We start from the raw sequence: 14,341 nt of genomic DNA on the forward strand, positions 1-14,341 counted from the left end.
AGTTCTATTGGGGTACCTGAATATGCCGCTGCATCTGGCGGTATTCGCCACGACCCCGTTGGAACTGGTGTCGTTCATTCTGGCGGTGTCCACGGTGTGGCTCAACATCCGCCAGAGCCATTGGGCATGGCTGTTCGCCATCATCTCGTCGGCCACCTACGGCCTGGTTTTCTATGGTTCGCGGCTATACGGCGACATGGGGCTGCAACTGGTGTTCATCACCGTTTCGTTCTATGGCTGGTACCAGTGGCTGCACGGGGACGATCGCCACGAACGGCTGGCGGTCACCGCGCTCGACGCGCGCGGCCGCTGGATCGCGGTGGCGGCGTGGCTGGCCGGCTTTGTGCTGCTGGCGTGGTTCCTCAAGACCTATACCGATACCGACGTGCCGCGCTCCGATGGTTTCCTGACCGCCGGCAGCTTGGTCGGACAGTTGCTGCTGTCGCGTAAAAAGATCGAGAACTGGCATGTCTGGATCGTTGTCGATGTGCTGTATGTCGGGCTTTATTTGCACAAGCATTTGATGCTGACGGCGATTTTGTACGCGGTCTTCGTCGGCATGGCGGTGGTCGGCCTGCGCACTTGGCAGCAGTCGGCCGGCATGGGGACGGGCGGCGGCGGGGGCGAAGGCGATGAAACCGGCGGCCGCAGGCTGGTGCTGGAATGACATCGGCCGCGTTGCCGCTTAGGGTGGCGATATTGGGGCCGGCTTCCTCCGGCAAGACAACGCTGGCCGCCGCGCTGGCGGAGCGCTATCGGACAGTGTGGGTGCCGGAGTATTTGCGTGAATTCGTCGATGTGGAGGGGCGGGTGCCGGTGGCGTTGGACCAGTTCAATATCGCCAGTACGCAGCGCCGGCGTGAGGACGCGGCGGCGCAGGGCGCCGGCGCCTATTTGTTCTGCGACACGGCGCCGTTGATGACGGCGATCTACAGCCGTCATTATTTCGGTGGTATTGATGATCGGTTGGCGCGGCTGGCCGACGGACATCAGCGCGACTATGCGCTGACCTTGGTGACCGCGCCGGATATTCCTTGGGTCGCCGATGGCTTGCAGCGCGAGTGCGAAGAAGTCAGCGTTGTCATCAACCGTCTGTTGATGGAGGAGTTGAGGACGCGCCGGATACCGTATGTGCTGGTATCGGGCGATCCGGAGCAGCGGTTGGCGCAGGTGGAGCGGTTGTTAGCCAAGGCCACGTGATCGAGCGCGCGCCGTTGGCGGCTCGTGGCGGATTACGCTGCGCTAATCCGCCCTACGTGTAACTGTGGCTATTCCCGACGAGCAGCCACGGTGACACGTAGGGCGGATTAGGCGGAACGCCGTAATCGGCCATCGCCGATCCGCCTGCGCATTTCGCGTTACAGGTCGAACTGCGCCGACACCCGGAACGTGCGCGACGCCCCCGGCATCAAATACCCGCCCAGATCCTGCGTCACATCGCGCCAGTAGAACTTGTCCAGCGCGTTGTTCACGCTGGCGCGCAAGGTCGTCGATACACCGCCGATGCGCGTGGCGTACGAAGCCCCCAAATTCAGCACATGGTAGCTCGGCACGAACACCTGGTTCTCCGGATCGAACGCCTTCTTGCCCGAGTACTGCCAGTTCGCGTTCAATTTCAAGCCTTCGACCTGCGGCACCGAGTAATTCGCATACACCGACGATTTGAACGCGGCGACGTTGGTCACGCGCTTGCCGTCCATGCTGGCCACGCCGGTATCGCTTTGCCTGGTATTGAGCGCGGTGGCCGAAACGCCCACCGTCAGCTCGCGCGTGGCGCGGCCGTTCAACGCCATTTCCAGGCCTCGGTGCTGGGCTTTGCCGTTGCGGACGAAGACATTCTGCGCGTCGGTGTATTCCAGGCCCTTGCGGATCTCGAACAGCGCGACGGTGGCGCTCAGGTCGGGGCGGATGTCGGCTTTGACGCCCACTTCCACCTGCTTGGACTTGGACGGCGCGAGCGCGCGGCCCTCGTTCACGGTCTGGATCGGCGCGATGCCGCCATGCTCCAGGCCTTGCGCGTACGAGGTGTAGAGCGACACGTTGGGCCGCAGGCTGTAGACCAGCGCCACATTCGGCAGCCAGAAACCGGCATCGGTATCGGCGTCCGGCAAATCGTCGTTCCGCTCGGTGCGTTTGAGCTGCACATAGCGCGCGCCGGCGTGCAGCTTGAGCTGCGCGTTCAGGCTGACGATGTCCTGCGCGAACAGGGCGCGTTCGTCGCTGTGGCGGCGCTCCGACACCGGGCCGCTGGTGCCTGGCACGGGCGCCACGACGACCGGATGGTAGATATTGCTGACGCCCGAATAGTCGTACAGGTAATCGCCCCATTTCTCGCTGTTTTTGTAGAACGACGCGCCGCCCGTGAATTCATGCGCCAGCGCGCCGGTGGCGAAGCGGCCCTGCACCAGCGCCTGCACCGTCAGCGGCGACTTCTTCTCGCCCAGGCTGATGTAGTTGTAGACGTCGTAGTCGCCGTTGCCGCAGTAGCCGGGATACAGGTTTTGCTCGCCGCAGCCGTAAGGGAAGGCGGTGTAGTCGTCGCGTTTGAAATGGTGCTGGTTGGCGCTGATCGTCGTGCTCCAGTCGGGCGAGAACTTGTATTCGAAGCGCGCGCCGATGTTGCTGGTGGTGGTTTCCACCGGACGGCTCCACGGCTGATCGTTGAGCATCGTGTCGGCGTCGACGACCGGCAAGGTCGTATTATTCAGCAGCTGGAAGCCCGGCGCGGTCAGTTGGGATTTACGCTGGTAGTCGGCGTCGATCTGCAGCAGGGCCTGCGGCGAGATGCGCCAGTCGAAGGCGGCGGAGACGAACTTGCGGTTGCCGTCCGCGCCCTTGATGTAGGAGCGCAGGCGCTCGCCGGCGACGTTGACGCGGTAACCGAAACGGTTGTCCTCGAAACGTCCGCCGACATCGACCGCGCCGTACAAGGTGCCGCGCTCGCGCGCTTCCAGCACGACCGAGCGTATGGGTGTGTCGGTCGGGCTCTTGGTGACGTAGTTGACGATGCCGCCCGGCGCGGAAACGCCGGCTTGCAGGCCGGACAGACCCTTGAGCACTTCCAGGCGCTCTTTGTTCTCCAGCGGGATCTGGGTGTCGCCCGGGATCGCCATGCCGTCCTTGCGGTAGCTCGAGGCGTTGTCGAGCTTGAAGCCGCGGATCGAGAACTGCTCGGCGTAGCCGACGGCGTTGTACGAGTCGCTCAGGCTGGCGTCGAATTTGGCCGCGTCGGTGGTCGAGCGGATTTGCAGGTCCAGCATCTGCTGCGATGTCAGCACGCTGACCGAGGCCGGCGTCGACAGCAGCGGCGAGTTGCTGAAGCCGGCGACCGAGGCGGTGTTGGCGCGGAACTTCGTGGCGCTGACGATGACTTCCGGCATGGCCTGCTCGACGGCGGCCTCGACTGCGGAGTCGGCGGCCACGGTGGTGTCGGCGGCGACGGCGGCGCCGGAAAATGCGTGGAACACCGCCAGGGCGATGACGGAAACTGCGAAATTAGGTGTGGACATGTCTGCTCTCTACTTGTTCTCGGCTGGAAGCGGCGAGGAGAGCTATCAAAGAAGGGGAGAACTACTTTGCGCTTTCCTTCGCTGGCATTATCCAGATCAGGTACGAAGGGTATCTCTCACCCGGAACAAAATGCCCAGGACCCCTAGCGAGCCGGCAGTGTATCACACCAGGCACAGTGGCCGGCGCGCGCGCGATGGCGTGCGACACAATTTACGCCGCGACGATACACTTCGGGTTTGCGCCGCACGGCGCCAACGAAGCAGTCACAGCATATGTGGAGGCGACGGTATGTCCTGTTCTTCAGTGCATTTCGGCGCCACTTTGCTGGTTCGTGCTAGCGAAAGGAGTGGAATGAGGCAGTCGTATCATGAAGGAAGCTGGTTTGCGGTGCCGTTGCTCGATGGTGGCTACGGCTGGGGCTTGGTCGCGCGTTTGTCGCCTGGCAGCAAGATCATGCTGGCCTATCTGTTCGGGCCCAAGCTCGACAGGTTGCCGTCGATCGACGAACTCAACACGCTGCAGCCGCAGGACGCCGTCAAGGTGCTGCGCGTGGGCGACATGGCGCTGGCCAGCGGTCACTGGCGCGTGCTGGGCGAGGCCGTCGACTGGAATCCCGCGCTGTGGCCGATGCCGCAGTTCCTGCGCCGCGCCGACGCGTTGAAGCGGGCCTGGCGCGTGACGTATTCCGACAACGATCCAAGCCGTTCCGAACGGGAAGAATCAGTGCCCTACGATACGCCGGGCCTGGAGGCCGATTCGCTGTACGGCTACGGTTCGACCGAGTTGCTGCTGACCAAGCTTCTGGAGTCGCGCGAGCACCCGATCAACCGCGGTTGACCGGGCGCAGCGCCATCACCGTGTGGCCGGCGTGGTGCGCATGACCGTGCGTTGCGACGTGCCATCGCCCATCACCACGACCAGCCTGCCGTTGACGACAACCATGCCGGGGACGTCGAACGGATTGCTCGCGCGCTCTACCTCCGGCTGCCACGTCTGCAAATCGGTGGTGGAATAAGTCACGCCGCCGTAGCCGTCGCTCGGATTGACAAACAAGCGATCGTTCATCACCGCGCATTGCGTCGAGCGGACCGGGAAGTTGCCCGGGTAGGTTTTGCGCGCGGTCCAGTTTTGCCCATCGGGAGAGGTCATGACCGTGTCGCCGATCACGAGGAGGCTGCCGCGCCAGTTCACCGCGCACGTTGGACGCCCCATGGCTGCAGGCAGGCGGGACAGTTGCCGCCAGTGGATGCCATCGTCGGACGATTTCCAGATGTCGGTCAAGGCGACGTCGTCCTTTTTACCCCCCATCACGTACAGGTCGGCGCCGAGCTTCAACATCACATGCTGCGCGCGCGGCGAAAATTCGGCAGCGGGCGTTTGTTGTTGCCAGCGGCTGCCGTTGAATTTCCACACCGCGTTGGTGTAAGGGAAGCCGGTGGTCGCGTTGTCTCGGCCGCCGCTCATGTAGAGCGTGGCGCCGTCCCCGCCCAGCGCGTGGCCGAACGTTGGTACGGTTCTGCCGTCAGCGGGCAATTTCTCCCAGGTGCTGCCATCCGAGGTGGATAGCCACGTGCTGGGTCCGTCGAAGTATTCGATCGAGGGGACCACCAACGTGTTGCCGAGATTTCCCAGGCCCAGGCCTCCGCTGAACGGCCCCTCGGTGGCCGCCTCCCAGTACCCATAGTGCAGGTCGCTCTGCGCGAGCACGGTGATCTTGTAAGGCAGTTGCCACGGCGAGCCTTCCACCGGACGTTGGCATACCGTTGGTGCGTCGTAGCACAGCTTGAGCTCGAAGGCGCCGGTGTGCAGTCCGGGTGTCAAGCCGGCCCTGGTTTGCAGCCGCGCCCAGTAATTGGCCGGTGGACTGGAGGACAAGGTCACGTTCGCATCGACCACGCCAGTCTTGTCGGTGATGACGCCGTTGATGACGTCGCTGAACGTCTTGCTGGAAAGGGCGTTGATCGTAAAGTTGGTGGTTTGTCCGGGAAACACCACAACCTCGCTCACCGCAGGCGAGAAGGTCAGCCAGGCACCGTTGCCGTTGGATCCGGCTCCGGCCTGGCCGTCTTTGCTACTGCTTCCGCCACCACCACCACCACCACCGCCGCAACCGGCCAGTGCAAGTGCAAGAATGCAGGCTAGCGGGGCGGCCGTGCGCGCGTTTTTCAAATCTGCCAAGTTACTGCTCCATCATTTTTTAAAGTCCACTATTATACTGTAGGGCAATAAGCGATGGTTTTCTGGTAATGCCGCGCCGGCAGCAACACGTGGAGGAAGGGGGGGGGGCGTCCGGCGATCAATTTTGGCAGCTGACGTTCCAGGCCGTGTATTCGCCACGGTGCTTGCGCACCGCGACCGTGGCGGTAGTGTCGCGGTCGCTTTCAAACACCAGCCCGAACATCACCGGCGCGCCGGCCGTCGCGGCCGCCGGTTTCAGCGCGGCCAGCCGGAAGGTGAGGGCGCGCTGCCGCGCGCAGCCGGAGTTGCCGGCGAACAGCAGACGCGCGCGTATCAGCAGCTCGCGGTGCTGCCTCAGCAAGGCCGCCGCATCGGCCGGCGGCACGGCCTGATCCATCAATACCGTATATCTGGCCGCCTGGCAGGGAATGCCCGGTTGCGCCAGCCACACATACCATTGCGGCGCCTCGGCGGCGTCGGTCCAGCGTTCGCCCGCAGGTTTGGCCGCATCGTAGATAAAGCTGGAGCGGATTTGCCTGCACAGATCCGGCGCCGAGCGGCGCGGCGCGGAGTCGACGCGGGCGATCACTTGCCATGGCTTGCCGCGCTGGCGTTCGATCTCGAACGAGGGCGCGAACAGCGGAGTGGCGCCCCACGGCCGCTGCGGCTGCGCCGCATTGCGGGCGCGGAAAAAGTCGTCGAAGGAGTCCCGTTCCTGCGCCGTCGGCGCGCGTTGTTCGATGCGCGGCTTGCCGGCTTTGTCGGGAGCGGCGCCGGCGCCCAGCGCGGTCAGCGACAGCGCGCACGAAATAACGAAGCGCCGCATCATACCGCCTTCATCGCGATCTGGATCACCAGGCCGCCGCCTACGCGGTTGCTCAAGGTCAGCTCGGCGCCGTGGCGCAGCAGCACGCGGTCGACGATGGCCAGCCCCAGTCCGGCGCCGTTGGCCTGGCCGCGCGCGGCGTCGAGCCGCGTGAAGGGCTTGAGCAGCTGTTCGATCTGGTCGTCCGGCACGCCGCAGCCATGGTCCCCCACCTCGATGACGACGCGCCTGGAGGCGCCCACGCCTTTCACGGCGCACTTGATGTCGATCTCGGTGACGTCGGTGTCCGGCGTTTTGCCGTAGCGGCGGGCGTTTTCGACCAGGTTGTTGAGCACCCGTTTCAGGTCGGTGCCGTTGCCCATCACCTGGGCGTCGGCGGCGATGTCGGCGGTCACGCGCACGTCCTGCAGCCGCTCCGCTTCGTGCGCGGTGTCGGCCAGCAGTTCGCTGACGTCGACGTTGGTGAAGCTCGACGCCTCGGTCGGTTTGGCGTAGTCGAGGAACTGGCCGATGATGGCGTCCATCTGGCCGATGTCGGACTGGATGCCTTCGCGCGCCTCGTTCGACAGATTGGCCATTTCCACTTCGAGCTGCATGCGCGCCAGCGGCGTGCGCAGGTCGTGCGAGATGCCGGCCAGGATCACGGCGCGGTCGGATTCGACTTGCCGAAGTTGGTCGACCATCTGGTTGAAGCTGCGGTTGGCCTCCATGATTTCGGCCGGGCCGCTTTCCGGCAGCGGGTCCGGCCGCTTGCCCTGGGCGAAGGCGCGGGTGGCCTTGGTCAGGCGGCGCAGCGGCAGGTTGATCAGGCTGGAGATGAAGGCCGCGCCGAGCAGCGAGACGACCGACACCACGCTGGCCCAGCCCAGCCACTGGATGCCCGTCAGGCCGCGTATGCGTTCGCGTTCGAGCATCAGCCAGTATCGGTCGTCGTCGATCTTGAAGCTGACCCAGAAGCCGGAGACGCCATTGACTTTGGCCGAGAAGCGCGTGTCCGCGCCCAGCTTGGCCTTGACCAGTTTTTGGATGTCCGGCATCAGCGCGTTCTTCGGCGGCGGCTCGACCTTGTCGTCTTCCTCCAGCGGGAACACGCGGATGCCCTCGTTCGACACCAGGTCGAACAGCAGCTCGCGCCGCAGTTCGGGCGCGGAGTGGGTGAGGGCGGCGTGGGTGATGGTGACGACAGAGATCACCTGCGCGGAGATCTGCTGCACCTGCGGCTCATGCTGCACCACGCTGATCATGCCGACCCACGCGGTCATGCTGGTCGTCGTCAAGGCGCCGAGCAGGAAGAAGGTGCGCCAGAAAAGGCCGCTTTTCATGCTGGCCAGCCGAAAAGCGAAACGGAACTTCGAAAGAGACTTCATGCGCATCTTCGCGGTTGTCGCGACTTAGCGCGGCTGCCCCTCCGGGATGAACACGTAGCCCAGGCCCCAGACGGTCTGGATGTACAGCGGGCTCGATGGATCGGGCTCGATCAGTTTGCGCAGGCGCGAGATCTGCACATCCAGGCTGCGGTCGAACACTTCGTATTCGCGGCCGCGCGCCAGTTCCATCAGCTTCTCGCGCGACAGCGGCTGGCGCGCGTGGCGGGCGAATACTTTTAGTACCGAAAATTCGCCGGTGGTCAGCGGCACCGTCTCGCCGTTTTTCTTCAGCGTGCGCGTGCCGAGGTCCAGCACGAACTGGCCGAATTCGAACGATTGCGGCGTCTCCGACGGCGCGCCCGGAATCTCGTCCGGCCCCCGGCGGCGCAGCACGGCGCCGATGCGGGCCACCAGCTCGCGCGGGTTGAACGGCTTGGGCAGGTAGTCGTCGGCGCCCATTTCGAGGCCGACGATGCGGTCCACATCCTCGCCTTTGGCGGTCAGCATGATGATCGGCGTCTGGTCGCCGGCGCCGCGCAGGCGGCGGCAGATCGACAGGCCGTCCTCGCCGGGCAGCATCAAGTCCAGCACCAACAGGTCGTAGCGCTCGCGCAGCCACAGCTTGTTCATGGCGGTCGCGCTTTCGGCGGTGAAGACGTTGAAGCCTTGTTCGGTCAAGTAGCGCCGCAGCAGATCGCGCAGACGAACGTCGTCGTCCACAACCATGATCTTGGCCTGGTGGCCGTGCTGGTTGGCGGAGTTGTTGCCGGATTCAGTCGTTGTACTGGTCATTTGCTCTGTCAGAATTGTCTTATTGATGTCGCTATGGTAACGTCATATCCGTTTTGCGAAAACGTCTATGACGACCCATTACAAAGTGTTACAAACTTTACCCAATTGGTCTTACCCCCTCGGTTAAAGCATCATACACTTCAAGCACGGATTCAGCTTTTTAGGAACATCATGTTCATCGATCACAAAAAAATACACGCGGCAGCAAGCGCATCTTTTTGCGTTCGATCCACCATGGGTGCGCTATTGCTGTGTTGCGGTTTGCTGGGGGGCGGGCATGCCTATGCCGAGCCCGGCGATGGGCCGCGCCGCGAGGATGGCCGGCCCCCGGCCGTGCAGCAGAACCAGCGCCAGGCCGATCCGCGCCAGGCCGACCAGCAGCGCCAGGTCGACCAGCGCAACAGCTACGAGGCCCGTGCTGAAGAGCAACGCCGCGCGATGCAGGAGGCCAGCCGCAACGCCGAGATGAACCGCCGCGTCGGCCGTTTGACGCCGGACGAACGTCGCGATCTGCGCCGCCAGATCAACGAAGTCGGTCAGGATATCTACGCCAATCCGCCACGCCGCTAAGCGCCGGCCGGGACTGTCCCGGCCACGCCTGTTCCACTTTCGCCTTCGCCTGATTGCTTCCCTTTTTTCGCGTTCCGGGCCCGATTCGGGCCCGTTTGACGCGCGAAATATCAAATCGTTATTGATCTGTGACAATAACATCACGGTTGTAGAGTTTTTACCACGAATATCGCTTTCTTTTTCTTTGTCTGTGTGTAATATTAATTAATTGCACGCAATGCCCTTCGGCCGCGTGACGCCTGGAGGAAAATCGTGGTTCAAGACGTTGCTCCCGCAGCGCCCCTTCCCGTTGGCGAGCCATCGGCTCCCGACGCCGGCCTGCCTATCGGTTTGGTCCGGAGAACCGACGGCATTTATATCGATGTCGGCCTGCCGCAGCCGGCGCTGATCGCCGCGATCAACCAGGTGTTCCGCGCCGGCTTCTATCTGGCGGGCCTCAATTATCCGTTGATGATCAAGGCGCTGTACGGCGTCGGCCCCGATCTGGGCGCGGTTCAGGCGGCGCGCCTGTGCGACGACGTGCGCCTGATCGACCCGCTGCGCGTTCCGCTGTACAAAAATCCCAAGATGGGACACGGCTACGCCGAATACTACTTCGAGCCGCTGTATCTGGACGAGGAGGTCCTCCCCGACGGCACCGTGATCCCGGAGCGCCAGACCCGCCTGGACGTGGACGAATTCGTCGCCGACATGTGGGGCAAGGGCATACAGTTCGGTATCGACGTAGCGGCGGTGGCGTCGGCGATGGCGGCCTCCAAGCCGGACCGCATCACCTTCGCCACCGATCTGGAGCCCGAGCCGGGACAGAACGCGACCGTGATGGAGGTGTCGTCCGACCTGCACCGCAGCGACGCGCCCAAGGCGCGCGCCGACGGCCGCATCGATCTGCAAAGTTTTCAGAACCGCTTCCCGCAGATCAAGGCGAATGCCAGGCTGCTGAAAAAAGTGCCGGCCGTGCCCGGGCAGCCAGGCTTCGACCTGTCCGGACGCATGACGGCGCCGGAGCCGCCGCAGGACCTGACCTTGCGCTTCTATGCCGGCGACGGCACCGAGGCGCAAACCCTGGAAGACGGCGAATACCTGGTGTCCACGCGCGAGGGTTTCCTGAGCGTGGACTCGAAGTCCAACCGCATTTCCATCACCGACAAAATCGTCAGCACGGAAGGCGTGAGCGGGCGCACCACGGGCAACCTGCAGTTGGCGGGCGCCTACGAGGAATACGGCGACGTGCAGGAACAGCGCGACGTCACCGGCGGCGACATCACGGTGCACGGCAATGTCTACGGAAATATCCATTCGCGCGGCGGCGTCGTGGTGCTGGACCAGAACCTGGTCAGCGGCAGCGTGCAAAACGCGCTGGGATCGATCAGCATCGCCGGCGTGGCGTCGAATTCGGTGATCCACACCAGCGGCGGCGCGATCACGATAGGGCGCGCCGAGAATTGCGTCATTTCCGGCAGCAGCGTCAAGATCGAGGAAGCCTCCAATTGCGAGATCATCGCCGACGAGGTGCTGATCTCGGTGGCCGAGGGCTGCGCGGTGGCCGGCCGCAACGTGGAAATCGAGAGTGCCGGCCCACGCCGCCGCACCGAGATGATCATCCACGTGCTGGTGCGCGACGTGAAGCGGTTCGACGAGGAGATCGCCGAACTCGATCTGCGCCTGGCCGATTTCGCGCAGACCATCCTCACCGCGGAGCAGGAAGGCGCACGCATCTCCGCGCTGCCCGATGTGCGCCGCTATCTGGCGCTGGCGGTCAAACTGCGCACCCAGGAATTGACCCTGACGCCCGAGCAGGGCCAATTCCTGCGCAAGATCGCCGGCGCCGTGGCGACCGAGATCCAGTCGATCGAGCAGTTGAAGAAGGAGATCCAGGCTGTCCAGACGCAGCAAACGCTGTTGCGGGACCGGCTGGCGCGGGTGATCGAGCAGAAGGTGGCTGCGGCCGGCGTGGCGCGTTGCGGCCTGCACATGGTCAGCGGCGAGACCACAGTGCGCACCATGCCTTTCCCGGCCGACGGTGCGTCGTTGACGCTGTTGCCGCCCAAGGAGATCAAGCAGCGCCTGCGCGGCACGCCGAACGGCGGCGAGATGCTGTTTTGCGACAGCGCCGGATCGCTCGATTGGCACCTCGACCCGCGCGCGTAGATATCGACCAACCAGGCCGACTAGCCGGCCGTTTTGCGCGCAGACGCTTTGCAGCCCGACAACGCGCGCGCACAATGCCATGCGTTCATGCTAATCTACAAATAACATTAAAAAAGTGAAGGAGCGCCGGCTCCGACGTACATCTTCGTGGGGACTACCGTGTCAGACGACGCAACGACGCTGGAACAAACTGCGGACGGGGATTTGCCCGCGGCGATCGTCAAGCGCGATGACGGCGTTTATTTCGATGCCGAGGCGACGGCGGTATCATGCGTCGCGGCGGTCAGCCAGGTTTTCCTCGGCGGCGCCTACTTCGCGGGCCTCGACTACGCCGTCTTCACCAGAATGCTGTATAACTGCGGTCCCGAGCTGCCCGCCAACCTGGCCGGCAAGCCGCTCTTGCGCTTCGCCGACAGCATCGAGCCGTTTCACTCCGTGCGCCGCGCCCTGTACAAGACCGTCAAGATCATCGGCGGCGAGGCCGAATACTATTTCGAGCCGGTGTTCTTCGAGGTCCCCGACCTGCCGCCGCAACCGGCGCGGTTGAAGTTCGACGAATTCGTCGCCGACATGTGGGGCAAGGGCATACGCTTCGGGATCGACGCGCCGGCCGTGCGCGACGTGATCGTCACCGGGCGTCTGGCGCGCATCATCGTCGCGCGCCGCCTCAACGTCGTGCCGGGGCGCGACGCTACCATCGTGGAAGTGTCGCGCGACATCCACCGCAGCAACGCGCCGCGCGAGACGCCGGACGGCAAGCTCGATCTGCAGACCTTCCAGAATCGCTTCCCGCAGGTTAAACCCAACGTCAAGCTGCTGCGCAAGGTGCCGCGCACGCCTGGGGTGCGCGGCTTCGAGTTGTCCGGCGTGGTGCTGGAGCCGCCGGTGCCGCGCGATATCGAGCTGACCTCCGTGGCCGGCGCCGGGACGGTGATCGAAAACCTGCGCGATGGCGAGTACCTGGTGTCGGCGGTCGAGGGCTTCCTGAGCGTGGAGCCGGGCAGCAAGCGCATCTCGATCGGCCCGAAGATCATCAGCCGGGAAGGGGTGAGCGCGCGCACCACCGGCAACCTGCAGCTGACCGGCGAGTACGAGGAATTCGGCGACGTGCAGGACCAGCGTTCGGTCGACGGCGGCAACATCACCATCCACGGCAACGTCTTCGGCAATATCAGCTCGCGCGGCGGCGACATCGTCCTGGGCCGCAACCTGATGGGCGGCACCGCCATCAACGCCGAAGGGGCGATCCGCGTGAAGGGCGTGGCCTCCGGCGCCGTGCTGCAGACCAAACGGGGCGAGGTGGCGCTGGCGCGGGCCGAGAGCTGCATCATCTCCGGCACGCGGGTGGTGATCGGCGAGGCAAGCAACTGCGAGATCATGGCCGACGAGGTGATCATCAAGGTGGCCGAGGGCTGCGCGATCGCCGCCCGCAAGATCGAGATCATCCACGCCGGCCCGCGCAAGCAAAGCGAGATGCTGCTTTACACGCTGGTGCCGGACATGACGAAGTTCGACAGGAAAATCGCCGAGCTGCTGCCCAAGGTGTCGCAGGCGCTGCGCGACGCGGAGCAGCGCAAGGCGGAAATGGACGCCATCACCGGCCAGCCGGAGGTGCGCAATTATCTGAACCTGGCGACCCGGGTGCGCAAGCGCGAGGTGATACTGACCACGGAGCAGGAACCCTTGTTCCACAAGATGGCGACGGCGGTGGGGCCGTCGCTGCGCGCGGTCGCCAAGATCTCGCTGGCGATCAAGGCGGCGCAAGTGCAGCAGGAGCAGGCGCAGGAAGAGGTCAACCAGGTGGAACGCGACAAGCACGCGTTGAAGAACGGTTCGCGCTGCACCGTCCACATGCTGACCGGCGACGTGCTGGCGCGGACGATGAGTTTCGTGCCGGACGGCCCGCCGCCCTACGACCGCCCGGCGAAGGAACTGAAAGCCAAAGTGCGCGGCGCCGACGCCGGCATGACAAAAATCTTCTCCGGCCACACAGGCCCGATCAACTGGTCGCTCGCTGGAGACTCCTAACCCCGCCGCAACACCGCGACCAGCTCCCGCACATGCAGGGGCAACGCCGCATGATCGCGCACGCAGATCAGCAGCTTGCGATCGGCCCAATCGTCATTCAACGCCACCACCCGCAGCGCCTCCAGGTCCGAGCTGCGCCGCGCCGCCGTCTCCGGCAATATCGCCACGCCGGCGCCGCTGGCGACCATCCGGCAAACCGCCTCGAAGCTGCGCAACCTGATCTTGCAATGCATCTGGCGTCCCAGCCGCGACGCCTGCTCGGCCGCGTACTGCTGCAAAGCGCTGTCGCCCGCCAAACCGATGAAATCCTGGTCCAGCGCATCGGCGAACAGCACGCCGCGCCGCTTGCCGATGCGCTGCGCCAGCGGATGTTTGCGCGCCATCACCAGCACCAATGGATCGTCACGGAACGGCAAGGTTTGCAGCGCCGCGCTGTCCACCGCATCGGTGACGATACCGACATCGGCGGCGCCGTCGGTGACGGCCCGCACGATGTCGCGGCTAAGCCGTTCCTCCAGATCGATGCTCAGTTGCGGGTGGCTGGCCAGGAAGCCGGCCAGCGCCTCCGGCAGGAATTCGGTCATCGCCGAGGTGTTACAGAGCAGGCGCACCTGCCTTTTCAGGCCGGAGCCGAATTGGGCCAGGTCCGCGCGCATGTCGTCCAGCTGGCGGGCGATGGCGCGGGCGTGATGGAGCAGCGCGCGTCCCGCCTCGGTGGGCTCGGCGCCGCGCCGTCCGCGCTCCAGCAGCGCCAGGTTCAAGCCTTCCTCCATCCCATGTATGCGGGCACTGGCCGAGGGCAGCGACAGGTGCGCCAGCTTGGCGCCGGCGGTGATGCTGCCGCTTTCGGCGATATGGACGAATAATTTGAGGTCGATCAGGTCGAAGCGCATGGTTCAGCCTACGGATAATGTGAAGTCAG

Annotated in this window: 12 protein-coding genes and 1 riboswitch; of the genes, 6 read left to right on the plus strand and 6 right to left on the minus strand. The window is 64.5% G+C overall.

Going from position 1 to position 14,341, the window contains the following annotated elements:
- Nucleotides 1-22 precede the first annotated feature (22 nt).
- Nucleotides 23-667 (plus strand): nicotinamide riboside transporter PnuC, encoded by a 645-nt coding sequence (gene pnuC / locus NHH88_11650; protein USX17322.1) that lies wholly within the window; start codon nt 23-25, stop codon nt 665-667.
- Nucleotides 664-1,200 (plus strand): ATP-binding protein, encoded by a 537-nt coding sequence (locus NHH88_11655; GenBank protein ID USX16398.1) that lies wholly within the window; start codon nt 664-666, stop codon nt 1,198-1,200. Before pnuC ends, NHH88_11655 begins: the two co-directional genes overlap by 4 nt.
- A gap of 158 nt (nt 1,201-1,358) precedes the next feature.
- Here NHH88_11655 and NHH88_11660 read toward each other — a convergent pair whose 3' ends face one another.
- Entirely contained in the window at nt 1,359-3,509 is a 2,151-nt protein-coding gene (locus NHH88_11660; GenBank protein ID USX16399.1) for a TonB-dependent siderophore receptor, read from the minus strand.
- 56 nt (nt 3,510-3,565) lie between these two features.
- Nucleotides 3,566-3,664, minus strand: a riboswitch (TPP riboswitch).
- Between the two features lie 197 nt (nt 3,665-3,861).
- Here NHH88_11660 and NHH88_11665 point away from each other — a divergent pair.
- Nucleotides 3,862-4,347 carry an immunity 26/phosphotriesterase HocA family protein gene (locus NHH88_11665; GenBank protein USX16400.1) on the plus strand — a complete coding sequence of 162 codons (486 nt, stop codon included), beginning with the start codon at nt 3,862-3,864 and terminating at the stop codon, nt 4,345-4,347.
- 15 nt (nt 4,348-4,362) lie between these two features.
- On the opposite strand, the gene NHH88_11670 is transcribed toward NHH88_11665, so the two are convergent.
- The 4 genes from NHH88_11670 to ompR form a co-directional block, all read right to left on the minus strand.
- Nucleotides 4,363-5,502, minus strand: a complete 1,140-nt coding sequence (locus NHH88_11670) for a hypothetical protein (protein USX16401.1) — start codon at nt 5,500-5,502, stop codon at nt 4,363-4,365.
- Between the two features lie 304 nt (nt 5,503-5,806).
- Nucleotides 5,807-6,517 (minus strand): hypothetical protein, encoded by a 711-nt coding sequence (locus NHH88_11675; protein ID USX16402.1) that lies wholly within the window; start codon nt 6,515-6,517, stop codon nt 5,807-5,809.
- Nucleotides 6,514-7,881: an ATP-binding protein gene (locus tag NHH88_11680; protein USX16403.1), complete on the minus strand. Its 1,368-nt coding sequence runs from the start codon at nt 7,879-7,881 to the stop codon at nt 6,514-6,516. Before NHH88_11680 ends, NHH88_11675 begins: the two co-directional genes overlap by 4 nt.
- A 24-nt stretch (nt 7,882-7,905) precedes the next feature.
- Nucleotides 7,906-8,673 carry a two-component system response regulator OmpR gene (gene ompR / locus NHH88_11685; protein ID USX16404.1) on the minus strand — a complete coding sequence of 256 codons (768 nt, stop codon included), beginning with the start codon at nt 8,671-8,673 and terminating at the stop codon, nt 7,906-7,908.
- A gap of 234 nt (nt 8,674-8,907) precedes the next feature.
- Between ompR and NHH88_11690 the strand changes: the two genes are divergently transcribed.
- The 3 genes from NHH88_11690 to NHH88_11700 all read left to right on the plus strand — a co-directional run bounded on the left by NHH88_11690 (nt 8,908) and on the right by NHH88_11700 (nt 13,419).
- Nucleotides 8,908-9,243, plus strand: coding sequence for a hypothetical protein (locus NHH88_11690; protein ID USX16405.1), 336 nt, complete (start codon nt 8,908-8,910; stop codon nt 9,241-9,243).
- A gap of 252 nt (nt 9,244-9,495) precedes the next feature.
- On the plus strand, nt 9,496-11,391 hold the full coding sequence (locus tag NHH88_11695; protein ID USX16406.1) for a FapA family protein: 1,896 nt from the start codon (nt 9,496-9,498) through the stop codon (nt 11,389-11,391).
- A 159-nt stretch (nt 11,392-11,550) separates the two neighbouring features.
- The gene (locus tag NHH88_11700) at nt 11,551-13,419 is read left to right on the plus strand and encodes a FapA family protein (GenBank protein USX16407.1); all 1,869 of its coding nucleotides are present in this window, start codon (nt 11,551-11,553) and stop codon (nt 13,417-13,419) included.
- On the opposite strand, the gene NHH88_11705 is transcribed toward NHH88_11700, so the two are convergent.
- On the minus strand, nt 13,416-14,312 hold the full coding sequence (locus NHH88_11705) for a LysR substrate-binding domain-containing protein (protein ID USX16408.1): 897 nt from the start codon (nt 14,310-14,312) through the stop codon (nt 13,416-13,418). The genes NHH88_11700 and NHH88_11705 overlap by 4 nt on opposite strands.
- Nucleotides 14,313-14,341 lie beyond the last annotated feature (29 nt).

It is taken from the genome of Oxalobacteraceae bacterium OTU3CAMAD1 (assembly GCA_024123915.1).
GTDB lineage: Bacteria > Pseudomonadota > Gammaproteobacteria > Burkholderiales > Burkholderiaceae_D > Rugamonas.